Origin of the sequence: Govania unica (assembly GCF_027920805.1) — a bacterium.
GTDB classification, from domain to species: Bacteria; Pseudomonadota; Alphaproteobacteria; order Sphingomonadales; family Govanellaceae; genus Govanella; species Govanella unica.
The window spans coordinates 347,051-370,126 of sequence record NZ_JANWOI010000001.1; the positions used below are offsets into that span (position 1 = coordinate 347,051).

Genomic DNA, 23,076 nt, shown 5'->3' on the forward strand with positions numbered 1-23,076 from the left:
GCATGACGGCGAAATTGATAGACGGCAAGGCTTTCGCGGCTGAATTGCGGGCGTGGATCGGCACCGAGGTGGCCGAGCTCAAGGCTGAAAGCGGCGTCACGCCGGGGCTCGCGGTGGTGCTGGTCGGGGAAGATCCGGCAAGTGCGGTCTATGTCAAGAACAAGGGCATACAGACCCGCGAGGCGGGCATGGCATCCTTTGAACATAAGCTTGCCCCGGAGACCTCCGAAGCTGATCTGTTGGCTCTGGTGGCCCGGCTAAATGCCGATCCGGCGGTTCATGGCATTCTGGTGCAATTGCCGTTGCCGCAGCAGATCGACGAACAGAAAGTGCTGGCCGCCATCGATCCGAGAAAAGACGTGGATGGCTTTCATGTGGTCAATGTGGGCCTGCTTGCGACCGGTGGCGCGGGGCTTGTGCCTTGCACGCCCTTGGGCTGCATCATGCTGTTGAAAGATCAGCTTGGTGATCTTTCCGGTTTGAAGGCCGTGGTGGTCGGACGCTCCAACATCGTCGGCAAGCCGATGGCGCAACTGCTGCTTAAGGAAAGCTGCACAGTCACGATCGCGCATTCGCGGACGCGGGATCTGGCTGCCGAATGCCGCTCCGCCGATATTCTGGTGGCGGCGGTGGGGCGTCCGGAATTCATTCGTGGCGACTGGATCAAGCCGGGGGCGACGGTGATCGACGTCGGCATCAATCGCGTGCCGGCCGATGGCGGCAAGACCAGGCTCGTCGGTGACGTTGCCTTTGCCGAGGCGGTCGAGGTGGCGGGCGCTATCACCCCTGTGCCCGGCGGCGTGGGCCCCATGACCATCGCCTGTCTTCTGGCCAATACCCTGACTGCGGCGCGCCGTAGCGTCGGCTAGAATAAGTTTTTTCAAGTAGTCATTAAGTTGCGGGATTGCGTCAGAGGGCATATGCTTTCTGACGCGAACCGCGTTGCCCATAGCGCAATCCAAAGGAGACAGGGAACATGAGCATTATTAAGGAATTCAAAGAGTTCGCCATGCGCGGCAATATGATCGACATGGCTGTCGGTATCATTATCGGCGCAGCCTTTGGGACCATTGTCAGTTCGCTGGTGAATGACGTGCTGATGCCGCCCATCGGGTTGCTGGCAGGCGGGCTCGATTTCGCTGACAAGTTCATTGCCTTGAATGGTGAAAGCTATGCGACGCTGGCTGAGGCCACCAAGGCCGGCGCGCCGGTCATCCGCTATGGCATGTTCATCAATGCGGTGATCAATTTCCTGATCGTGGCTTTTGCCATCTTCATGTTGATCAAACAGGTCAATCGGTTCAAGAAGGCCGAAGCTGTGGCTCCTGCGGCTCCGGCTGAGGACGTGGTTCTGCTGACGCAAATCCGTGATCTTCTGAAGGCCAAGGCATAAGCCCCATGGTTCGTTTTGGTTATGCGTTGCTGGCTGGGGTCGCTTTGGCGATCCCGGCAGCCGGGCCCGTGTCGGCGGCGTCCTCGTTGTCACTCACGATTTATAATGAAAATCTGGCGCTGGTGCGCGATCAGCGCGATATGACGTTGCAAGCGGGCCGCAACCGTGTGGAATTTCCCGATGTCTCGGCGGAAATCATCCCGGAATCCGTGGTTCTGAAGGCTGCGGGGCTCACGCTTGTTGAGCAGAATTTCGATTTCGATCTGCTGACGCCGACCAAATTGATGGAAAAGGCGGTCGGCCAGACGGTGCAGATCGTGCGCATCAACCCCGGCAACGGGGCAGAGCAACGGGAAACCGCCAAGGTCCTTGCCGTCAATGACGGCGTGACCCTGCAAATCGGCAATCGCATCGAAATCCTGCGGCAGGACAGCATTCCGACCCGGGTAATTTTTGACAAACTGCCGGATAATCTCAAGGCCAAGCCGACGCTGTCGATGCTGATCGATGCCACGACGGCGGGCGGGCGCAATCTTGAACTGAATTACCTGACGCGCGGGTTGTCCTGGCGTGCCGATTATGTGGCGGCCTTTGATGAAAAGCAGGGCAGCCTCAGCTTGCAGGGCTGGATCACCCTGACCAACAACAGCGGCATTGCTTACCGGGATGTGAAAACTCAGCTGGTCGCGGGAAGCGTCAATCGCGTGGGCGGCCGTCCCATGGCTGGGCGCAATTTTGAAACCGCCATGGTGAAGAGCGCGAGCCGCGAGGCGTTCGGTGATTATCACCTTTATACGCTGCCCGAGGCGACGACCATCGCCAACAATCAGACCAAACAGGTGAGCTTCCTCGACGCTCCGACGGTCAAGGCCACGAAACGTTATAGTTACGAAGCCGGGGATTTTCTGACCCAGCGTGAAGCGGCCCATGTGGATGTGGATATCACCATCGCCAACAGCAAAGCGGATGGTCTGGGCGAGCCGCTGCCGGCCGGGGTCATCCGTATTTATGGCAAGGATCAATTCGGGCAATCGCATTTCCTGGGGGAAGATACGATCGACCACACCCCGGAAGGGCTCGATATCCGGCCGCGCGTGGGCAAAGCCTTTGATGTGACGGTGCAATCGACTATCACGGCGCGGCGGGAATATAAGAAAGACCGCTACGAAAACGCCATGGCTTACCGCTTCCGCAATGCGCGGGCCGAAGCGGTGACTGTCGTCTTCCGTCAGGCCGGGTTCGGGACCAATTGGGATATTACGGCGGAATCCGCGTCCCATAGCGCTCCTGATGCCTTGAGTGCCGAATGGACTGTGACGGTTCCGGCCAAGGGGGACAGCTTGCTGACCTTCACTGTGCGCCAGAAGGAATAGCGCCTCATGCGTGTCGCGGTGGCGCTCGTTCTCTGGGCGGGGCAGGTGATGGCGGCGGACCTGGTCACCTTACCGGGGCCGGGGACAGTCTCCGTCACCATCTATCGCGACAATCTTGCCATGGTGCGGGAGCTGCGCTCCCTAACGCTGGAGCCGGAGACGCGGGTTATCGAATTTGCCGGGGTCAGTGACGGCATTCTGCCGCCGTCGGCCAGTGTCACGGGCTTGCCCGGGCCGGTTCGGGAACAGAATTTCGATTATGATCTGCTGACCCCAGCCTCCCTGATGGAAAAATCCGTCGGACGACAGGTCCGGCTGATCCGTACTTTGCCCGGCAGCGGCAAGGTGACCGAGGATGTGGCGACGGTGCTATCGGCCAAGGCGGGTCTGCTGCTGTCCATCAATGGCAAGACCGAGGCGTTTTCCTGTAGCGGACTGCCCGAGCGCCTGAGCTTTGACGCCCTGCCCGCAGGGTTGCGGTCGAGCCCCACTCTCTCCGCGAAACTTGAGACGTCGGCTGGCGGCCCGGCGGATGTGGCGCTCCAATATCTGACCGCGAGTTTGGGTTGGTCGGCGAATTATGTGGCGACGGTTGCGGCCGATGGTCGGAGCCTTGATCTTCGCGGCATGATCACCTTGACCAATCACGGCTCGGTGCCGCTGGAGGACGCCGAGGTGTTTGCGGTGGCCGGCGAACTCAATCGGACCGGGGTGGGCGCTCAGGGGTTTCGCATGTCCCATTGGTATGGCAATTGCTGGCCAAGCGGGGAGCTTTATGCCCCGGGGCAGGTCAAATATTATGCCGCAGCCGCCCCAGTGCCCGCGCCGATGATGGCCATGGCCAGGGAGATGGCCGATCAGGTCCAGGCAGAAGCGGAGCAATTGGCCGATTATCAGCTCTATAAACTGCCCGTGCGCACGACCGTTGCCGCTCATCAGAGCAAGCAGGTGGCGTTTCTCGCGAAGGATGGGGTCAGGTTCGAGCCCGTCTATCGGCTTGAACTTATGGGAGTCGATTTCGATCCGGACAGGGTACTCTATCCGGCGGTGATCCTTAAACTGCAGAACCGGCAGAAAACCGGCCTTGGGGAGCCCTTGGCAGCAGGTGTGATCCATGTCCTCGGCAGTGGTCCCGATGGCCCTTATCCGCTGGCGGAAGCCACAATACAGGACATCCCTGTAGGCGCACCGTTCGAGATCAGGTTGCCGGAAATGACGACGGTGCAGATCACCAGCATGATCAAACGCGAAAAAATGACGGCCAAAGCGATCGAAAAGACGGTCCATCATGTGATCCGCAACAGCAAGGACGAAGCCGTCACGGTCGAGCTCGACCAGGCCATGCCCGGCGCAGAGATCCATATCAAGGCAGCCAGCACACGGTCAGAGCCCCTGCGCGCCAATCTGCGACGCTGGACGGTCGAGGTTCCGGCGCGTGGGGAACGGACGCTGAGTTATACGGTCGAAGTGCCGCAGTGACAGGCTGTGCGATTTTGTGACGCGATAGACTTTCACCTCTTTAATGTCATTGCCGGGCTTGACCCGGCAATCCATGGATCAGCCTTGTGAAGTGTCAGCATGGATTACCGGGTCAAGCTCGGCAATGACAGTTGTGAGTCTGTGGCGCGCGGGTAATGGACGCTAAGCTTATGGTTGAAGCGTCTCGAAGACCGAAACCGCAGAAAAAAGGCCGAAGAGTTGCCCCTCCAGCCTTTTTTGTCTGAGATCGTTTAGTTGCGGCCGCGCTGGTTGAGCAGGCGGAGGCGGAGGGCGTTCAGTTTGATAAAGCCCTGGGCGTCGCGCTGGTCATAGACGGAATCTTCTTCGAAGGTCACATGCTGCAACGAATAGAGCGACTTCGGTGATTTGCGGCCGACGACCGAGACATTGCCCTTGTAGAGCTTCAGGCGCACGGTGCCGGTGACGTCTTCCTGGCTCTTGTCGATCAGGGCTTGCAGCATCTGGCGCTCGGGGCTGAACCAGAAGCCGTTATAGATGAGCTCGGCATAGCGTGGCATGAGATCGTCTTTGAGATGGGCCGCGCCACGGTCGAGGGTGATGCTTTCGATGCCGCGATGGGCCGCGAGCAGGATGGTGCCGCCCGGGGTTTCGTAAATGCCGCGCGATTTCATGCCGACGAAGCGGTTTTCCAGCAAGTCGAGACGGCCGATGCCATTGACCCGGCCATATTCATTGAGCTTGGTGAGGATCGTGGCCGGCGACAGCTTTTCACCGTTGATGCCGACTGCATCGCCCTTTTCAAACTCGACTTCAATATAGGTGGCTTTGTCCGGAGCCTCTTCAGGGGAGAGGGTGCGGCTATAGACGAATTCAGGGGCTTCAAGCCACGGATCTTCGAGCGCCTTGCCTTCGGAGCTTGTGTGCAGCAGGTTGGCGTCGACCGAGAACGGGGCCTCCCCGCGCTTGTCCTTGGCGATCGGAATCTGGTGCTTTTCGGCGAAATCGATGAGCTTGGTCCGCGACGTCAGGTCCCATTCACGCCAGGGTGCGATCACCTTGATGTCGGGCTGCAGCGCATAATAGGCCAGCTCGAAGCGGACCTGGTCGTTGCCTTTGCCGGTGGCGCCATGGCAGACCGCGTCGGCGCCATGCTCGCGGGCGATTTCGATCTGGCGCTTGGCGATGAGCGGCCGGGCGATCGAGGTGCCAAGGAGATAGATGCCTTCATAGACTGCGTTCGCACGGAACATCGGGAATACGAAGTCGCGCACGAATTCCTCGCGCAGATCTTCGATATAGATGTTCTTCACGCCGAACATTTCAGCTTTTTTGCGTGCGGGTTCAAGCTCTTCACCCTGGCCGAGATCGGCGGTGAAGGTGATCACTTCGCAGTCATAGGTTTCTTGCAGCCATTTCAGAATGACTGAGGTATCGAGGCCGCCCGAATAGGCGAGCACGACTTTTTTAATGTCACGAGCCATGTACTTGGTCCCTTTATGTCCCGCATGGGAGACAGACGAAATCGGCGCGCAGTATATGCCAACGACGGTGGCTTGCAAGTCCGGCGGGCGGAGTTCTGATCAGGATTAACGGTAAATTCAGATCAAGCCGTCATGAAGGTTCTTACGGGTGGGTAGAATTGTCCGATGTAAACTCCTGTGTACGAGAGACACAATGCAAAAAAATGAGATAAAAAAGCCGGTTAGCGGCACGGACGGGACAGAGAATCAGACGCGACAGGGGCTCCATTTTACGACGGTGCGGGAGTCGTCGGCGATCGAGCATTTGCAGTTGCGAACCCTATATACCCTATGGCGGCGGGCCGGCGTGCGGCAGGAACAGGAGCTGCCGTCGCGTAAATTTGTTAAGGATCGTGAGCTCGCACGGCATTTCCCTAATCTGGTAGTGGCGGAGCTGCTGCGCACGGATGGTCAGTACCGCATTTTGGCTGCGGGACAGCCAGCGCGCAGGTTCTGGGCACGGGACGCGGGCGCGGTGGCGGAAGAGATGGCCTTGCGCGGGGAACTGCTGCTCACACTTATGCGACATCTGTCGGCCAATCGGCTGGCGGTCGTTTATGCCGGCACGGCCATGATTGGTGGCGACCCCCACAGCTTTCATCTTCTGGCACTGCCGCTTGCGGAAGATGGCTATGAAATGGATGCCGCGATGATCGAGGTCGCTTTTGCGCCCTTGCAGCGTTGATTTTCGTGGCCCGGAGTGGGTTTTTCCGTTAGCAATAGCCGATCAAGGTAGTAAATCAGGAATCCAGAATGTTCCGGCGACTTTATGAGTGGGTACTTGAAAAGTCGCGCGGGCCACGGGCGCCCCATGCCCTGGCGGTGATTTCCTTCGCGGAAAGTTCGTTTTTTCCCATTCCGCCAGATGTGATGCTGGTGCCGATGACGCTCTCGAAACCGGAGCGTTGGGCCAGTTACGCCCGCATCTGCACCATTGCCTCGGTCATCGGCGGGGTGGTGGGCTATGCCATTGGCGCGCTGCTGTTCGATACGCTCGGCATGCATATCGTGCGGCTTTATGGGCTTGAGCATCAGATGGAAGGCTATCGGCAGGCCTACGCGGAATGGGGCACCTGGCTTATCCTGATCAAAGGGGTGACGCCCATTCCCTATAAGCTTGTGACCATTGCCTCGGGATTTTCGGGCTATGATTTCTTTGCCTTCATGGGCTTGTCGCTGATCACCCGGGGCGCGCGGTTTTATGGGATTACCTGGCTGACCAAACGTTACGGCTCCCATGTGGCGGGGCTGCTTGAGCGTCGCGTGGGACTTGTGGCGACGCTCGTGCTTGGGGCCATCGTGCTTGGGTTCGTGGCGGTGAAATTTATCCTTTAAGCCAGTTTGAGCTTCTCGTTTGCCCGGGCGGCGGCGTCCATAGCGATCAGTTCGCGTTCCTTTTCATAAATATAGTCCCGGGTGAACGGCACCGCGTCCTGTTGTTTCGCGAGCTGAATCTGGAACACCACATGGTCTGAATAGTGGAAGGTCCATTCGCTGGCGGCGAGATAGAATTCCCACATCCTGAGAAAACGCTCGTCATAGAGGGCGATGATCTTGTCGCGGTTCTGCTGCACGCGGTCCCACCAATGCTTGAGCGTCTTGGCGTAATGAAGCCGCAGGATTTCGATGTCGGTGACGTAGAAACCGGCCTGCTCGATCACCGGCAGAATTTCCGAGAGGGCGGGAGAATAACCGCCGGGAAAAATATATTTGCGGACCCAGGAATTGGTGCGCCCCGGCCCGTCCGAGCGGCCAATGGTATGAAGCAGCGCCACGCAGTCATCGGTGGTGACGTTATAGAGCGTATCGAAGAAGGTTTGATATTGCGGCACGCCCACATGTTCAAACATGCCGACGGAGACCACGCGGTCATAGCGTTCGGTGACGGTCCGATAATCCTGCAGCTGGAAGTCGACGTCGTTTGAGACCCCGCTTTTGGCGGCACGCCCCTTGGCCACGGCCAGCTGTTCGTCTGACAACGTGACGCCCTTGACCTTCACACCGGCGACGCGGTTGAGATAAAGCGCCATGCCGCCCCAGCCGCACCCGATATCAAGCACGCGCTGCCCGGCCTTGAGGCAGAGCTTGGCGGCGATATGGGCTTTTTTCAACAGCTGCGCGGTTTCGAGATCCTCGGTCCCGGTGGGGAAATAGGCGCAGGAATATTGCCGGTCGGCATCCAGGAAGAGATCGTAAAGCTCCCCCGATAGATCGTAATGGTGATGCACATTCTCGCGCGAGCGGCTGATCGGATTATGCTGAAACAAATGACCGGTCTGGCGCTTGAGCCAGCGTTTCAGGGTCATGCGATTGTTTCGCGGGTAAAAATTCCGATTGGCCATGACCAGTTTGAGAAATTCGCGGATGTCGCCCTTTTCAAAGGTGACGCGGCCATCCATATAGGCCTCCCCCATGGCGAGGGAGGAATGCCAGCCGATATCCCAGGCGACCTTGCGATCGTGGAGGCGAAGAGTCATCTCGGGGCTTGGTGAGCCGACGAAGCGGTAGGTCTTGCCGTCCACATCAATAATGTTAAGGGTGCCGATTTTCAGAAGGTTCTTCAAGAGGATGGAGAGTAGAAACATTCGGAGGGTCTCCCGTGTCTATCTCAGACTTGGAGAAAAGCCTACTAGACGGGGATGTTTGAGGTCAAGTCAAACTATCTATGCAAGAACAAGTAGTTAGACAAGCCGCTTCGGCGCGCCTTCCAGAGCGCCAGAGGCGGTCAATCAGATATCCTGGTTGAGACTTGATCTTGCGACCGATCGTCAGGACGCGCTTTTGCGCTTTTTTTCGCTTTCGGATTTCAACTGGCCACAGGCGGCCAGAATATCCTCGCCGCGCGGGGTGCGCACGGGGGCGGAAATGCCGGCTTCGAACACGATATCCGAGAACCGCTTGATGCGGGCGTCGGTGGAGCGTTCATAGGCGGATCCGGGCCAGGGATTGAAGGGGATCAGATTGACCTTGGCCGGGATGTCATAGGCGCGCAGCAGGCGCACCAGTTCGCGGGCGTCGGCGTCCGAATCATTGATATCCTTCAACATCACATATTCAAAGGTAATGCGGCGGGCGTTCGAGACGCCGGGATAATCGCGGCAGGCGGCCAACAGTTCAGCAAGCGGATATTTATTGTTGATCGGCATGATGTCTGTCCGCACGTCATCGCGCACAGCATGGAGCGAAATGGCGAGATTGACGCCGATTTCCTCGCCGCAACGCGGAATCATCGGCACCACGCCCGAGGTCGAAAGCGTGATGCGTCGGCGCGACAGGCAGATCCCCTCAGGGTCCATGACGATCTTGAGCGCGGTTTTGACATTGTCGAAATTATAGAGCGGCTCGCCCATGCCCATCATGACGATGTTGGACAAAAGCCGTCCGTCCGGGGACGAGGGCCATTCGCCAAGGTCATCCCGGGCGACCAGAACCTGCATGACCATTTCGGTCGGGGTCAGGTTGCGCACCAGGCGCTGGGTGCCAGTATGGCAGAATTTGCAGGTGAGGGTGCAGCCGACCTGGCTTGAGACGCACAAGGTCCCGCGATCATCTTCAGGGATGAAGACGGTCTCGACTTCATTGCCGTCGGGAAAGCGCATGAGATATTTGCGTGTGCCGTCCTTCGACACCAGGCGCTCGATGATTTCCGGGCGGCCGATGATGAAATGACGGGCGAATTCGGCGCGCAGGTCCTTGGAGATGTTGGTCATCTCGTCAAAGGACTGGGCCCCGCGAAAATACAGCCAATGCCAGATCTGTTGCGCCCGCATGCGGCTTTGCTTGTCGGCTACGCCGATGGCGACGAGATGGGCGGCGATCTCTTCACGGGTCAGGCCGACCAGCGTCGGCAAGGCATCGCTCGCGGCCGGGATTACCGGACGGGGGGCCACAACGGGTTCGATCCCAAGAGGAGTCTGCAACATCAGAAATCGTCTTTCAGCGCTTTGGACCATCATTGGAGGATCCGGCGGTCAAACTAGCATACGCCAAAATGCGCCCTGACATGCTATCGGGGCGCAACTTATCCACAAGGGAGGTAAGCCCGGAGGCGGCCGCTGTCAATAGCAGGCTTGGGTAATGGCATTGAGGGCCGAGGAGAAGCCGGCCAAAGAATAGCTGTCTGTGGTTTCCGTGCCACGGGCCGAGACGCCTTTGACGGACAGAGTCGTGCCTTTTTTGAGGGCAGCGGTGATTTCGGTGTCCTGCTTGTCATCGCTGGCCCAGGCGCGGTCATCCTGCACGAACAGTTTGTAAGTCGTCTTGTCGATGGTGAGGAGGACGTTGCTGTCTTTTTTCAGGGCATACCCTGCTGAAATGCTGATCTGATTCTTGACCTTGGCGGCGGGCCATTGGGTCACCATGACGTAAATTTCGCCACGCTTGACGTTTTTCGGCGTGGTTTCCTTGGGCACCGTAATGGCATAGCAGCTTTTTTCGCCCTTGGCCGTCTTGTCGAGGAAGGCGTCCCAGTCGCGGAAACCGCCCAGAAACTCGCGGCCCTTGGCCTCCGCTCCGGCAACCGGGACGGTGACGGCGAGCAGCAGGGAGAGGGCGAGGATTGATGGGCGGAAGGGCTGGCGGGGACTGGAAAAAGCTGTGTCTGTCATTGGGATGCTTTGGTCTACTTTATGAAAATTCGGGATCTGAGCTGCCCTTGCGGGCCTGTTCACGCCGTAAAAGATCTTCCCGCACCCGTGGCCGATTACTGCCGCCGGAAGGGGTTTGGCTTTCCCGGCCAGGCCTCGCCCCGCCGGAATGAAGCGGGCGATCGGCGAAGCGGCCAAGACAGCGTAGGCGATCATACATAACAATTGCCCCCGCTGTCGCCAAATTGAGAGAAAATTTTGTCGGAATTTTGATAACATGGCGGCAACGGGCAAGTGTTTCGGGGCTGAGACCATAGATTTCTGCACCGAGGATATAGGCGGCGGCAGGCGGATGGGGGAAACTTGGCAGGTCGATGGCCTCGTCCGTGAGCTCGATCCCGACCAGCACGCAGCCCTCGGGCAGGTTGAGGTCATCCAGACTATCGTAGTGAAAGAGCGGCAGATTGTCCGCCGCTCTCGAAGTGTCGGACCCGGCTGTAAGCCCGGTTTCAGATTCCCGCACCCGGGCGTGAGCGTCCAGCGTGAACAGGAAGCTCGCCCCGAAGCCATGGGCCGTCCGATAGAGATTGCCGAGATTCATTGGTTTGCTGACACGCTCAACGCCAAATCCGAAATATCCCCGCATTCTGTCGTCGCGCATGGTTTTGTCCTTAACAGCCATCATTTGGGCTATAAAGACCATAGAAGCCTTCATTTTGACAAGGGGCCGAGAGAAGCCGAGTGTTTGCCTGGCGGTGACCTGAATGGTTACGATTGAAATTGATTGGGTGTCGCGGTAAGTGTTGAAGGATACCCGGCACGATTTTGACATATCTTAAAATAGGACTGGCACTATGGGGAAAATCTATAGCAATGCCCAGTCCGCTCTTGATGGTGTGCTGTTTGACGGCATGACTATCATGGCGGGGGGATTTGGACTCTGTGGCATTCCGGAAAATCTGATTTTGGCGCTCCGGGACTCCGGGGTGAAGGATTTGACGGTCATTTCCAACAACGCGGGGGTCGATGATTTCGGCCTGGGGCTGTTGTTGCAGACGCGACAAATCAAAAAGATGATTTCGTCCTATGTGGGCGAGAACAAGACCTTTGAAAAACAATTTCTGTCGGGTGAATTGCAGCTTGAATTCAATCCGCAAGGCACGCTGGCTGAGCGCATTCGTGCGGGCGGCGCGGGCATTCCGGGTTTTTATACCAAAACCGGCGTCGGCACGCTTGTGGCCGAAGGCAAGGAACATAAGGACTTCAACGGCGAGACCTATGTGCTTGAGACCGGGCTCGTGGCCGATCTTGCCATCGTCAAGGCCTGGAAGGCCGACGAGGAAGGCAATCTCATTTACAACAAGACCGCGCGCAATTTCAATCCGATGATGGCCACGGCAGGTAAAGTGACCGTGGTCGAAGCGGAAGAAATCGTGCCGACGGGCAGCTTCGACCCCGATCATATTCATACCCCGGGGATCTATGTGACGCGGCTCGTCAAGGGCGCAGTTTATGAAAAGCGCATCGAACAGCGCACCGTGCGGAAACGCGGGTAGGGAGAGCGGACATGGCTTGGACACGTGATCAAATCGCCGAACGGGCGGCCCGCGAATTGCGCGACGGCTTTTATGTCAACCTCGGCATCGGCATTCCGACGCTGGTTGCGAATTATATTCCGGATGGCATCCATGTGATGCTGCAATCGGAAAATGGCATGCTCGGCATGGGTCCTTTCCCTTATGAGGGGGAGGAAGATCCGGACCTCATCAATGCCGGCAAACAGACCATCACCGAACTGCCGCAGACGAGTTATTTCTCCTCGTCCGACAGCTTTGCCATGATCCGCGGCGGACATATCGATCTGTCGATCCTCGGCGCCATGGAAGTGTCGGCGGCGGGCGATCTTGCCAACTGGATGATCCCCGGCAAGATGGTCAAGGGCATGGGTGGCGCCATGGATCTGGTGGCGGGCGTCAAGCGCGTTGTCATCATCATGGAGCATACCGCGAAGGACGGCGCGCCCAAGATCAAACCGGAATGCGATCTGCCGCTCACGGGCAAGGGCGTGGTCGATCGCATCATCACCGATCTTTGCGTGATGGATGTGGTCGATGGGGGGCTGGTGCTGATTGAATGTGCACCTGGTGTCACCCCTGATGAGATCAAGGCGAAGACGGCGGCTCCCTTTACGATCGCCTGACGGGATTAGTCTCTGGGTACAGATGGAGTAAACATATGAAACTGGCAGGAACGGCAGCGGTTGTAACGGGCGGTGCATCGGGACTTGGTGAAGCGACGGCGCGGACACTTGCAGCGGCGGGCGTGAAGGTCACGCTGTTTGATATCAACGAGACGCAGGGTCAACAGGTCGCGGCCGATATCGGTGGCGTGTTCGTCAAGGTTGACGTGACCAGCGCCGAGAGTGTGAGCGCCGGACTGGATGCGGCAGCGGCGGCCCATGGTGACGCGCGTATTCTGGTCAATTGCGCGGGCATCGCCATTGGCGAAAAGACCGTCAACAAGGGTGTGGCGCATCAGCTTGAAAGCTTTTCGAAAGTCATCACCATCAATCTGATCGGCAGCTTCAATTGTCTGCGGCTTGCGGCCGTGCGCATGTCGGCGCTTGCCCCGCTTGAGGATGGCGAGCGCGGTGTGGTCATCAACACGGCGTCGGTCGCGGCTTATGAAGGTCAGATCGGGCAGGTGGCTTATGCAGCGTCGAAGGGCGGTGTGGTCGGCATGACCTTGCCGGCGGCGCGCGACATGTCGAATATCGGCATCCGCGTTTGCACCATTGCGCCGGGCCTGTTCCTGACGCCGATGATGAAGGGTCTGCCGCAGAATGTTCAGGACGCGCTTGGGGCCAATGTGCCGTTCCCGCAGCGCCTTGGCGATCCGGCGGAATATGGTCAGCTGGCCAAACATATCTGCGAGAATGTCATGCTGAACGGGGAGACCATTCGTCTGGATGGTGCCTTGCGGATGGCGCCGCGCTGATATCTCCGCGCTGATTTTCCTCAGGCGAGGATGCAAAAGGGGGCCCTTGCGGGGCCCCCTTTTTTAGTATCTTGAATAGATAGGATCGTCAGCTTGCGGCGGCATCCATGAACGCGGCCAGCGCCACGTCATATTCCGTTACGCCGCCCGCGTCATGGGTCGCGAGCGTGACCTCCACCCGGTTATAGACATTGCGCCATTCCGGGTGGTGATCCAACCGCTCAGCTTCCTTGGCCACTCGGGTCATGAAGCGGAATGCGGCGTCGAAATTGGCAAACCGAAACGTCTTTGCAATCGCATCACGCCCGTCGACTTCATGCCAGTCGGTGAGTGTGCCGAGCAAATTCTGACGCTGCGGTCCGACGAGAAGGCTGCGGCTATAAAGCGAGCGCGCAGCTTTCACATCCTTTCAGGCTTTCCGGGCGACGCGCTTCGGCTTGGCCGGCTTTTTGACAGCCATGACGGCTTTGGTGGCACGCGGCTTCACGGCCTTCAAAGCGCTAGCAGTGCGCGGCCGTCCGACGGCTTTGGCTGCGCGCGGCTTGGCGACAACTTTGGCAGCTTTCGGCATTGCGGTTGCTTTGGCGGCCTTCGGCTTCATGGCAGCTTTAGCAGCCTTTGGCTTTGCGGTTGCTTTAGCAGCCTTCAGCTTCGGAGCAGCTTTGGCAGCCTTTGGCTTTGCGGTTGCTTTAGCAGCCTTCGGCTTCATGGCAGCTTTAACGGCCTTTGGCTTTGCGGTTGCTTTAGCAGCCTTTGGCTTCGGAGCAGCTTTAACGGCCTTTGGCTTTGCGGTTGCTTTAGCAGCCTTCGGCTTCATGGCAGCTTTAACGGCCTTTGGCTTTGCGGTTGCTTTAGCAGCCTTCGGCTTCGGAGCAGCTTTAACGGCCTTTGGCTTTGCGGTCGCTTTAGCAACCTTCGGCTTCAGAGCAGCTTTAGCAGTCTTCGGCTTTACGGTGGCTTTAGCAACCTTCGGCTTCAGAGCAGCTTTAACGGCTTTCGGCTTTACGGTGGCTTTAGCAGCCTTCGGCTTCAGTGCAGCTTTAACGGCCTTTGGCTTTGCGGTCGCTTTAGCAACAACCTTCAGCTTTGGAGCAGCTTTAGCAGCCTTCGGCTTTGCGACAGCTTTGGCGACTTTTGGCTTCGCGGTTGCCTTCACCGCTTTCGGCTTTGCAACGACTTTAGCAGCCTTCGGTTTGACGGCGGCTTTTATCGTCTTTGGTTTCGCGGCGGCTGCGGCCTTGGCGCGTGGCTTGCGCTCGGGTTTTGCTGCGGCGGTTGCCACGACTTTTTCTTCGGTCTGCTTTTTGGATTTGGTTCTGGCCATGCTTTCACTCCTCGTCAGAATGGCGTTATACATAAGATTGCAGTAACTGGTTTACATAAGACGGAACTATTTCTCGCGCTTTTCCGTAAATTTTCTGTTGAAATTTTGTCTCACCGGCTGATGGTTCCAGATTTAATTCTACCGTGAGTGCGTCGGGATTCTGGCGGACGATGTCGACAAAGCCCGCAGCGGGATACACCGTGCCGGATGTGCCGATCGATAAAAACAGATCACAGGCATCGAGATGCCGGGTGATGTCTGCAAGGTCGAGGGGAATTTCACCGAACCAGACGATATGGGGTCTGAGGCTGCCTTGCGTCAGACAAGCGGCGCAGCTTGTGTGCACCGAAAGATCGCTGTCGGAGATCTCGATAGATCCGCAGGCAGTGCACCGTCGTTTCCTCAGCTCGCCATGCATATGGATCAGATTTCGACTGCCGGCACGTTCGTGCAGATCATCCACATTCTGGGTGATGATCTGAACATCGCCCGGATAACAGGCTTCGAGACGGGCGAGAGCGTGGTGAGCATCGTTGGGTTCCGCTGCGCGCGCCGCACGGCGACGCATGTTGTAGAAATTGTGAACTAGAGTAGGATTGCGTCGAAAGGCGTCGGGCGTTGCTACATCCTCAACAGCATGTCCCGACCAGATGCCACCTCCGTCGCGGCCTTTGTCGCGGAATGTATCGAGGCCTGACTCCGCCGAGATGCCGGCTCCGGTCAAGATGACGATATGATCGAAGCGCTCTCCCATTCGGATCCTGCGCTCTCTTCCCTTAATATGCGGACACCCTTGCCCGTGCCGCAACTATTGCTCATATTGTCGGCTGAAACTAGCGAAATGCAAGGGATTCCTGTGTGATACGCCTGATTTTTGTTTGTCTTGGCAATATCTGCCGCTCGCCAATTGCCGAAGGAATCTGTCGTGCAGCACTTGCTGACGACAATTTTCGGACGCGCATGAATGGCGAAATCTCTTGGGATTCTGCGGGTCTTGGCGATTGGCACCAAGGTGCTGCACCGGATCCACGTGCGATTGCGGTGGCGAAAAAACATGGCATCGATATCGCTGATTTGCGCGCGCGAAAAATTGCCGATGACGACTTCGAAAGTTTCGATTTGATCCTTGCAATGGATCGCGACAACGTCGAAGGCTTGCGCAAACGCTGTCCCGAACAGTTCGCGGATCGCATTCACCTGCTGATGGACTTCGCGCATGACAGTAAAATTCGCGAGGTGCCGGACCCGTATTTCTTCCGTGACGAGGCCGGCTTCGAACGTGTCTTCACGACCATCGAGGAGGGCGTGTTGGGTCTTCTCACGCATCTGCGCGAGCGTCGGTTCTGATCAGAGGTCGGCAAAACCGGCGAGCGGATAACGCGCCTCCACATGATACTGCGGTCCCTGGTCGGTGAGCTTGCTTGAGTAGAGCGCGAAGCTGTTGACTTCGAAACTTGCCGATATGAGTCCGCCATGGGCTTCGAGAAACTGCAGGACGCCGGGAGCCGCGGCGCGGCCGTCGCGGATGCGTGCGAGCGTCGCATGCGGGGCGAATTTGCGATCGTCCAATTGAAGGCCCAGGCGACGAATGGCGGTCTCGATCTTGTCATGGAGACGGATCACGGGATCGCGCGGGGCAATCCCGGCCCAGAGAATGCGGGGTTTGAACATGGTGCCAAAAAGTCCGGCACCGTCGAGTGCGATGGTAAAGGCAGGCATGGTGATGGTGGCGAGTGCTGTGTCGATGTCGCGGGCGGTGCCCTCGTCCACATCGCCGATGAAGCTGAGCGTGAGATGCAGCTGATCATCGCGTTGCCAGTATGCGGCGCGAATGCCGGTTTGCAATCGCAAGAGATAATTCCGGATGGGCTCGGGCAATTCGATGGCGACGAACAGGCGGATCATGTTTGGAGTCCTCGACAAAAATCAGGGCTGTTTTTTGTCCTTTGATGGGCGCGTGATGTGATCAAGGAGGGGGGCGACAATGGGGGCAAGACGGCTGGCGATCAGCTCCGCTCCCTTGGCATTCGGATGCATGCCATCAGCTTGATTGAGCCTCGGTTGAGCGGCCACGCCGTCGAGAAAAAAGGGATAGAGCGGCAGGTCATATTTTTTGGCCAGTGCCGGATAGATCGCATTGAACGCCACGCCATAATCGCGGCCGAGATTGGGTGGCGCCTTCATGCCACAGAGCAGAACCGGAATGCCGCGCGCCTTGAGCGTTTTCAGGATATGATCGAGATTGTCGGCGGTGAGCCGCGGGTCGATGCCGCGGAGCGCGTCATTGGCCCCAAGTTCGAGGATGACAAGTGTTGGTTTTGTCTTGTCGAGACTGGCCAGTGCCCAATCGAGCCGGGCGCGCCCGCCGCTTGAGGTGTCACCTGAAACGCCGGCATTGACGACCGTGACCCTGTGCCCTGTTTTTCGCAACAAAGTCTCAAGGCGGACCGGGATCGAGTCGGTGGACGGCAGGCCATAGCCAGCTGTCAAACTGTCTCCGAAAGCGACGACGATGGTTTCGGCTGTCGTCGGGGTGGCTCTTGCAGCGCCCGGAAAGGACAGGAGAAACACGAGCGGGCAGAGGACAATGAAGAAACTTCGGCGCAAATGTCTTGTCATGTTCGTTCCTCCTGCCATGCTTGGGTATCGCATGGCTCAGCCAGCATTCGTCTGTGTCAGAGTTGAAGGTCGTGCGCCGGGACACCATATGGTCATGCAGGGCTGCCTTATGCTCACCCGGGGGTGAGAGGTCGTCGTTTACTGCGCCCAGAATAGCCGAGACCCGGTCATAGCGTCAGCCCAAGTTTTTTTGTCAGATTTAAGCCGGAATTGTCATGCAGGATTTCTTCACTCCGACCCTCGGCTCACCCAGTATCAAGACTTCGGACTTGACCCTGACATTGTCCAGTGCGGCGGGGCCGGTCGATATTCTGCGCGGCATCACGCTGACGGTCCCCGAGGCGGCGGCGGTCGGAATTGTCGGTCCGTCGGGGTCGGGGAAATCCAGTCTGATGGCGGTGCTGTCCGGGCTTGAACAGGCGACCACGGGCAGTGTCATGGTTGATGGCACCGATCTTGTGGCGCTGGGTGAGGATGCGCTTGCGCGGTTTCGGCGTGGCCGGATCGGCATTGTCCTCCAATCTTTTCATCTTATTCCGACCATGACGGCCCATGAAAATGTCGCCGTGCCGCTGGAGCTTGCCGGGGTCGAGGATGCCTTTGACCGCGCCGCTGCCGAGCTTGAGGCGGTCGGGCTCAGTCACCGGCTGCATCATTATCCGGCGCAGCTTTCGGGTGGCGAGCAACAACGTGTGGCCATCGCCCGCGCCCTTGCGCCCAAACCGCAGATCCTGTTTGCCGATGAGCCGACCGGTAATCTCGATAGTGCGACCGGCAGCGCCATCATCGACCTCATGTTCAGTTTCCATCAGGCGCGGCACACCACCATGGTGCTTGTCACCCATGACGCCGGGCTTGCCGCACGCTGCGATCTCATTCTTGAAATGGCGGACGGGCGCATCGTGCGCGAAAGTCGCGGCCGCCGTCAGCGCCTGCATGAGGTTGGTGGCGAGCGGGGGCTGGGGCGGTGAGTGACGAGGGGTTGACCGCACGCCTACCCATGGTCTGGCGGTTAGCACTCCGGGATCTATGGGGCGGGCTCAATCGTTTTCGCGTTTTTGCCATTTGTCTGGTGCTTGGTGTCGCGGCCATTGCCGGGGTCGGTTCTTTGACCGAAGCGGTGGTCTCGGGTCTGCGCCATGAGGGACGGACGCTTCTGGGTGGCGACGTGGAATTCCGTCTCAGCCACCGGGCGGCGACTGCGGACGAACGCGCCTTTTTCGCTCACGGCGGTAGGGTTTCTGAGACGCAAAGCATGCGCGCCATGCTGCATCTGGCGCGCAATGGCACGCGCAATTTGTCGACCGTCAAGGCTGTCGATGCGCGCTATCCGCTTTATGGCACGCTTGAGCTTACGGGGGGCGGCAGCCTGGCCGCGGCGCTTGCGGAGCGTGATGGTCATTGGGGCGCGGTGATCGCGCCGGAACTTGCCGAGCGCATGAAGGCGCGGGTGGGCGACCGCATCATGATCGGCAATCTTGAGGTCGAGTTGCGGGCGCTTATTCGCCGCGAACCTGATCGCGCCAATGAAGGATTTGAACTTGCGCCGCGTCTGATGATCGCGGCGGCGGCCTTGCCGCAGACCGGGCTTCTGACCGAAGGCAGTCTGGTCACGCATAGCTACCGTGTCAAAATGCCGGATGGCGCGGCCATCAAGCCCTGGGTCGCACGCCTTGAGGCGGCCTTTCCGGACGCCGGCTGGCGGGTGACCACCAGCGACAGCAGCGCCCCGCGTCTGCGTGAATTCGCTGAGCGGCTCGGTCAGTTTCTCACCCTTGTGGGATTGACCACACTGGTGGTCGGCGGGGTCGGGGTGGCGGGCGCCGTCCGCAGTTATCTTGATGGCAAGACCGAGACCATTGCGACCCTGAAGGCTCTGGGTGCGGAAAGCGGTTTGATCGCCCGTATTTATTTCAGCCAGATTCTGTTGATCACCCTCCTGTGTCTAGCGCTCGGGGTCGTCCTTGGGGCCATGATGCCGGGGCTGCTCAGCTCGGTTCTGGCCGACAAACTTCCGGTGCCGCCTGCAGGTGGGATCTATGTTTGGGCGCTGATCAAGGCGGCGCTTTATGGGCTTTTGGTGGTGCTGGCCTTTACGCTTGGACCGGTTATGCGGACGCGGCGGGTGCCTGCCGCCGCGTTGTTCCGGCGCGAGCCTGGAGATGTTCGGCAAGACGGCGAGATGTGGGTGCGCTTGGTGGAGGTGGGGTTGATAGCCGTGCTTGCCATCCTCCCCTTTGCGGGCAGTGATAACCGGTTGTTCATTTTCGGGTTCGAGGCCGGGGCGGCGGTTGTTCTGCTGTTGCTGTTGCTCACCGGCTGGCTGGTGCGGGAGGGCGCCGCGAGACTGCCGAGGCCGCGTCATCCGGTGCTGCGGCTGGCGCTTGGCAATCTGCACCGGCCCGGGGCTCCGACGGCGGGCGTCGTGCTTGCGCTTGGGCTTGGTCTGACCTTGTTTGCGACCCTGACGCTGGTCGAAGGCAATCTGGGTCGTCAGATCCGCGACAATCTGCCGACGGAAGCGCCGGCCTTTTTCTTTCTCGATCTTCAGCGCGATCAGCATGATGCCTTCCTGCGCACCGCCGAGCGCATCGCCGGGCCGGACAGCGTGCGCGCGGTGCCCTATATGCGGGGCCAGATCACCCGCATCAAGAATTTCCCGGCCGAAGCCGCGCCGATCGCGCCCGACGCGCGCTGGGCCTTGCGCGGGGATCGCGGCCTGACGTTTTCGGCGACACTTCCGGCCGATAATCAGCTGGTGGCGGGGCACTGGTGGCCGATGAATTATGCCGGCCCGCCACAGATTTCGATGGAAAGCGGGCTGGCCGAGGGCATGGGCGTCACCTTGGGCGACCGGCTGACGATCAATGTGCTCGGGCGTGAGATCGAGGCGGAGATTGTCTCGCTGCGTAAGGTCGACTGGGGCAGCATGGGGATCAATTTTGCCATTATTTTCGACCCGGCGACGTTGCGTGATGCGCCTTACAGCTATCTCGCCACCCTGACCGCGAGCAAAGCGACCGAGGATCGGGCTTATCGGGCCCTGACCGATCAGTTCCCGAATCTGTCTGCCGTGCGCATGAAAGAGGTGCTTGGGGACGTCAGCCGCATAATGGCCGACATGGCGAACGCCGTGCGCGCCGCCGCTGCGATCACCCTTGCCGCCGGGGTGCTGGTGCTGGCCGGAGCCACCGCAGCCGGAGCGCGGGCGCGTGTCTATGACGCCGTGATCCTCAAGGTTCTGGGCGGCACAAGATGGACGGTGATGGCGGTGCTGGTGCTGGAATATGCCATTCTGGGCGCGCTCACCGGCGTGCTCGCGGCGGCCTTTGGCAGTTTGGCGGCCTGGGTTCTCGTGACCAAGGTCATGGCCATTCAGTGGGTTTTCCTGCCGGGAGCGGTGGCGGTGACCATTCTGGCCAGTGTGCTGGTGACCATTCTGTTTGGTCTTCTTGGGACTTGGCGGGCACTGACCGTGCGCCCGGCTCAGGCTTTGCGGGCCTTTGCAGCCTGATTTTTCCGGAATGATGGTTCTGCCTGATGCGACGGAACGGTGATTTCACGCCGGTTTTACTTGAATTGCGCGGGGCCCATGCCAATATTGTAGTCGAAACCTTTGAAACTTATGGTTTCATGGAACGAGGGAAAGTTATGGTTCAAGGTTACAAGACACGTCCGGAGACTGTCGCCACTGCTCAGACCCAGGTCGCGATCGACCAGGGTCTGCGGAGCTATATGCTCAAAGTATACAATTTCATGGCTTCGGCCGTGCTGCTCAGCGGCCTGGTGGCTTACGGCGTGTCGCAAAGCCAAAGCATCATGCAGACGATCTTTGGCACACCCCTGATGTGGGTGGTCATGCTGGCACCGTTCGGCCTCGCCATGGCTCTGAGCTTCGGCATCAACCGCATGAAGGCCTCGACCGCGCAAGCCCTGTTCTGGGCCTATGCGGGTCTGATGGGTCTGTCGCTCGCCTCGATTTTCATGGTTTATACCGGTGGGTCGGTGGCGCGGGTGTTTTTCATCACCTCGGCGTCCTTTGGCGCGCTGAGCCTTTGGGGCTATACGACCAAAAAAGATCTGTCGGGCTTCGGCACCTTTTTGATCATGGGTCTGTTTGGTCTGATCATCGCCAGCGTGGTCAATATCTTCCTCAAATCCTCGATGATGGAATTCGTGATTTCACTCGCCGGGGTGCTGATCTTCGCGGGCCTGACCGCCTATGACACCCAGAAGATCAAGGAAATGTATTTCGCCAACGACGATCAGGAAACAGCGTCGAAGAAGGCCGTGATGGGGGCCTTTGCGCTCTATCTCGACTTCGTGAACCTCTTCCTCTACCTCCTGCGCTTCCTCGGCGACCGCCGCTGATCGCGGCCGGAGAGGACAGTTTAAAAGCCCCGGCGGGATCCTCCGCCGGGGCTTTTTTCATGAAATTTGATCAAGATAACAAGGATGCGACATAGCGTTTGCCATGCCGTCCGAATTTGAGTAGTCTGCCCCCGATCCAACCGGACCGCACCTGCGGTCTCGGCCGTAAAGGCGAGCACCCGTAGCTCAGCTGGATAGAGCGCTGCCCTCCGAAGGCAGAGGCCAGGGGTTCGAATCCCTTCGGGTGCGCCAATTTTTTCAATGGGTTAACCATATTTGGCTTTCGTTGATTTCGGCCCGGGCTACAGCCGGGCTACAGTGCGATTCTGTCCAACCCCATATGCGATCTTATTTTTGTTGCTACTGTCAGGCTAATTTAGCGGGTAGTCTTACCTTGACCTCGGCATGGGGTCATTCCTTCAACCGGCAATCTCCGATCTAACCATAGCTGGAGTAGAGTCTGCCTCATCTGGGCTGAATCGATTGGGGATTCCCAAGATCGTTGAGTTCTGATTCAATCTACTGGCTGGGGTTGGGGGCCGGCAGGGATGGCGAGACCTTATTCGGATGATCTTCGAGAGCGTGTGGCGGCGTCGGTTGCAGGCGGGCGATCGGCGCGGGAGACGGTGCGTCCTCGCGACCGATGGGCCGCAAGAGGAGCGGTCACTGGCGCGTGAACGGGAGTGGTTGCTGGGTCGGCTGGAGGGGGTTCCGGACCTGACCCTTCGCGGGTTGGTGGCCGAGCTGGGCGCACGGGGCGTGACGACGAGCTATGGGTCGGTGTGGCGGATTGTGCGTGATGCCGGAGTGACGTTCAAAAAAACACTGTTCGCCGTCGAGCAGTTGCGGCCGAAGATCGCGCGTCGCCGGGCTCAGTGGAAGACGTACCAGGGGCGGCTTGATCCCCGCCGCCTCGTCTTCAGCGACGAAACCTGGGCGAAGACGAACATGACGCCGATCCGGGGATGGGTGCCGCGAGGGACACGGCTGGTTGCCCGCGCTCCGTTCGGCAAATGGCATACGCTGACCTTCCTCGCAGCACTTCGCCACGACCGGATCGATGCGCCGTGCGTGCTCGATGGGCCGATCAACGGCCAGAGCTTCACCGCATGGGTCGAGCAGTTCCTCGTGCCCACGCTCGCACCCGGCGACATCGTCATCATGGACACCCTCGGCAGCCACAAGGGCCCAGCCGTCCGCAAGGCGATCCGCTCGGCTGGAGCCAAACTGCTGTTCCTGCCGCCCTACTCGCCAGACCTCAACCCGATCGAACAGGTCTTCGCCAAGCTCAAGCACCTCATGCGAAAAGCCGCAGAACGATCCGTCGAGGCAACTTGGCAGCGCATCGAAACGCTCCTCAGCGCATCCCCACCCAGCGAATGCGCCAACTACCTCAGAAACTCCGGCTATGCTTCAACGTAGATGGATCAGA

At 59.0% G+C, this 23,076-nt stretch carries 24 protein-coding genes and 1 tRNA gene; 16 read left to right on the forward strand and 9 right to left on the reverse strand.

Features of this window, described 5'->3' with window-relative positions:
- Window positions 1-2: 2 nt before the first annotated feature.
- The 4 genes from folD (at window position 3) to NYP16_RS01550 (ending at window position 4,245) form a co-directional block, all read left to right on the forward strand.
- Entirely contained in the window at window positions 3-869 is an 867-nt protein-coding gene (gene folD, locus NYP16_RS01535) for a bifunctional methylenetetrahydrofolate dehydrogenase/methenyltetrahydrofolate cyclohydrolase FolD (protein ID WP_274942346.1), read from the forward strand.
- Window positions 870-976: 107 nt separating this feature from the next.
- Window positions 977-1,393 (forward strand): large conductance mechanosensitive channel protein MscL, encoded by a 417-nt coding sequence (gene mscL, locus NYP16_RS01540; RefSeq protein WP_274942347.1) that lies wholly within the window; start codon window positions 977-979, stop codon window positions 1,391-1,393.
- 5 nt (window positions 1,394-1,398) lie between these two features.
- Window positions 1,399-2,766 (forward strand): DUF4139 domain-containing protein, encoded by a 1,368-nt coding sequence (locus NYP16_RS01545; protein ID WP_274942348.1) that lies wholly within the window; start codon window positions 1,399-1,401, stop codon window positions 2,764-2,766.
- Window positions 2,767-2,772: 6 nt separating this feature from the next.
- On the forward strand, window positions 2,773-4,245 hold the full coding sequence (locus NYP16_RS01550) for a DUF4139 domain-containing protein (protein ID WP_274942349.1): 1,473 nt from the start codon (window positions 2,773-2,775) through the stop codon (window positions 4,243-4,245).
- 251 nt (window positions 4,246-4,496) lie between these two features.
- On the opposite strand, the gene NYP16_RS01555 is transcribed toward NYP16_RS01550, so the two are convergent.
- The gene (locus tag NYP16_RS01555; protein ID WP_274942350.1) at window positions 4,497-5,708 is read right to left on the reverse strand and encodes an argininosuccinate synthase; all 1,212 of its coding nucleotides are present in this window, start codon (window positions 5,706-5,708) and stop codon (window positions 4,497-4,499) included.
- A gap of 346 nt (window positions 5,709-6,054) precedes the next feature.
- Here NYP16_RS01555 and NYP16_RS01560 point away from each other — a divergent pair, with 346 nt between their 5' ends.
- On the forward strand, window positions 6,055-6,432 hold the full coding sequence (locus tag NYP16_RS01560) for a hypothetical protein (RefSeq protein ID WP_274942351.1): 378 nt from the start codon (window positions 6,055-6,057) through the stop codon (window positions 6,430-6,432).
- Between the two features lie 68 nt (window positions 6,433-6,500).
- The gene (locus NYP16_RS01565) at window positions 6,501-7,082 is read left to right on the forward strand and encodes a YqaA family protein (protein ID WP_274942352.1); all 582 of its coding nucleotides are present in this window, start codon (window positions 6,501-6,503) and stop codon (window positions 7,080-7,082) included.
- Here NYP16_RS01565 and NYP16_RS01570 read toward each other — a convergent pair.
- The 4 genes from NYP16_RS01570 to NYP16_RS01585 all read right to left on the reverse strand — a co-directional run bounded on the left by NYP16_RS01570 (window position 7,079) and on the right by NYP16_RS01585 (window position 10,994).
- Window positions 7,079-8,332 carry an SAM-dependent methyltransferase gene (locus NYP16_RS01570; RefSeq protein ID WP_274942353.1) on the reverse strand — a complete coding sequence of 418 codons (1,254 nt, stop codon included), beginning with the start codon at window positions 8,330-8,332 and terminating at the stop codon, window positions 7,079-7,081. The two genes, NYP16_RS01565 and NYP16_RS01570, sit on opposite strands and share 4 nt — an antisense overlap.
- Window positions 8,333-8,515: 183 nt before the next feature.
- Window positions 8,516-9,670, reverse strand: a complete 1,155-nt coding sequence (gene rlmN, locus NYP16_RS01575) for a 23S rRNA (adenine(2503)-C(2))-methyltransferase RlmN (RefSeq protein ID WP_274942354.1) — start codon at window positions 9,668-9,670, stop codon at window positions 8,516-8,518.
- 135 nt (window positions 9,671-9,805) lie between these two features.
- A complete protein-coding gene (locus tag NYP16_RS01580) occupies window positions 9,806-10,354 on the reverse strand; it encodes an invasion associated locus B family protein (protein WP_274942355.1) in 549 nt (182 codons plus the stop codon).
- A 19-nt stretch (window positions 10,355-10,373) separates the two neighbouring features.
- Entirely contained in the window at window positions 10,374-10,994 is a 621-nt protein-coding gene (locus NYP16_RS01585) for an RNA methyltransferase (protein ID WP_274942356.1), read from the reverse strand.
- A gap of 193 nt (window positions 10,995-11,187) precedes the next feature.
- On the opposite strand from NYP16_RS01585, the gene NYP16_RS01590 reads away from it, so the two are divergent.
- From NYP16_RS01590 to NYP16_RS01600, 3 genes are read left to right on the forward strand one after another with little or no spacing between them, the layout of a single operon-like run.
- Window positions 11,188-11,889, forward strand: a complete 702-nt coding sequence (locus NYP16_RS01590) for a CoA transferase subunit A (RefSeq protein WP_274942357.1) — start codon at window positions 11,188-11,190, stop codon at window positions 11,887-11,889.
- An 11-nt stretch (window positions 11,890-11,900) separates the two neighbouring features.
- Window positions 11,901-12,533, forward strand: a complete 633-nt coding sequence (locus tag NYP16_RS01595; protein WP_274942358.1) for a CoA transferase subunit B — start codon at window positions 11,901-11,903, stop codon at window positions 12,531-12,533.
- 35 nt (window positions 12,534-12,568) lie between these two features.
- Window positions 12,569-13,330, forward strand: a complete 762-nt coding sequence (locus tag NYP16_RS01600) for an SDR family NAD(P)-dependent oxidoreductase (protein WP_274942359.1) — start codon at window positions 12,569-12,571, stop codon at window positions 13,328-13,330.
- 88 nt (window positions 13,331-13,418) lie between these two features.
- Here the strand turns inward: NYP16_RS01600 and NYP16_RS01605 are convergent, their stop codons facing one another.
- A complete protein-coding gene (locus NYP16_RS01605) occupies window positions 13,419-13,733 on the reverse strand; it encodes a 4a-hydroxytetrahydrobiopterin dehydratase (protein WP_274942360.1) in 315 nt (104 codons plus the stop codon).
- Window positions 13,734-13,788: 55 nt separating this feature from the next.
- Here NYP16_RS01605 and NYP16_RS01610 point away from each other — a divergent pair, with 55 nt between their 5' ends.
- Window positions 13,789-14,700, forward strand: coding sequence for a hypothetical protein (locus NYP16_RS01610; protein ID WP_274942361.1), 912 nt, complete (start codon window positions 13,789-13,791; stop codon window positions 14,698-14,700).
- Here the strand turns inward: NYP16_RS01610 and NYP16_RS01615 are convergent.
- Window positions 14,680-15,408: an NAD-dependent deacylase gene (locus NYP16_RS01615; protein ID WP_274942362.1), complete on the reverse strand. Its 729-nt coding sequence runs from the start codon at window positions 15,406-15,408 to the stop codon at window positions 14,680-14,682. The two genes, NYP16_RS01610 and NYP16_RS01615, sit on opposite strands and share 21 nt — an antisense overlap.
- A gap of 104 nt (window positions 15,409-15,512) precedes the next feature.
- Between NYP16_RS01615 and NYP16_RS01620 the strand changes: the two genes are divergently transcribed.
- On the forward strand, window positions 15,513-16,001 hold the full coding sequence (locus NYP16_RS01620) for a low molecular weight protein-tyrosine-phosphatase (RefSeq protein WP_274942363.1): 489 nt from the start codon (window positions 15,513-15,515) through the stop codon (window positions 15,999-16,001).
- Here NYP16_RS01620 and thpR read toward each other — a convergent pair whose 3' ends face one another.
- Together thpR and NYP16_RS01630 are read right to left on the reverse strand one after the other, a co-directional pair.
- Window positions 16,002-16,559 carry an RNA 2',3'-cyclic phosphodiesterase gene (gene thpR / locus NYP16_RS01625; protein ID WP_274942364.1) on the reverse strand — a complete coding sequence of 186 codons (558 nt, stop codon included), beginning with the start codon at window positions 16,557-16,559 and terminating at the stop codon, window positions 16,002-16,004.
- Window positions 16,560-16,580: 21 nt separating this feature from the next.
- Window positions 16,581-17,273: an arylesterase gene (locus NYP16_RS01630; protein ID WP_274942365.1), complete on the reverse strand. Its 693-nt coding sequence runs from the start codon at window positions 17,271-17,273 to the stop codon at window positions 16,581-16,583.
- 215 nt (window positions 17,274-17,488) lie between these two features.
- Here NYP16_RS01630 and NYP16_RS01635 point away from each other — a divergent pair, with 215 nt between their 5' ends.
- The 5 genes from NYP16_RS01635 to NYP16_RS01655 all read left to right on the forward strand — a co-directional run bounded on the left by NYP16_RS01635 (window position 17,489) and on the right by NYP16_RS01655 (window position 23,066).
- Window positions 17,489-18,244 (forward strand): ABC transporter ATP-binding protein, encoded by a 756-nt coding sequence (locus NYP16_RS01635; protein WP_274942366.1) that lies wholly within the window; start codon window positions 17,489-17,491, stop codon window positions 18,242-18,244.
- Window positions 18,245-18,255: 11 nt separating this feature from the next.
- Window positions 18,256-20,787, forward strand: a complete 2,532-nt coding sequence (locus NYP16_RS01640; RefSeq protein WP_274942367.1) for an ABC transporter permease — start codon at window positions 18,256-18,258, stop codon at window positions 20,785-20,787.
- Window positions 20,788-20,924: 137 nt separating this feature from the next.
- The gene (locus NYP16_RS01645) at window positions 20,925-21,644 is read left to right on the forward strand and encodes a Bax inhibitor-1/YccA family protein (protein WP_346742447.1); all 720 of its coding nucleotides are present in this window, start codon (window positions 20,925-20,927) and stop codon (window positions 21,642-21,644) included.
- Between the two features lie 175 nt (window positions 21,645-21,819).
- Window positions 21,820-21,896, forward strand: a tRNA-Arg gene (locus NYP16_RS01650).
- Window positions 21,897-22,192: 296 nt separating this feature from the next.
- Window positions 22,193-23,066 (forward strand): IS630 family transposase gene (locus NYP16_RS01655; protein WP_429913132.1). Its coding sequence is split into 2 segments (ribosomal slippage): window positions 22,193-22,288 and window positions 22,290-23,066, totalling 873 coding nucleotides; the frame shifts between segments, so codons are not numbered across the junction.
- Window positions 23,067-23,076 lie beyond the last annotated feature (10 nt).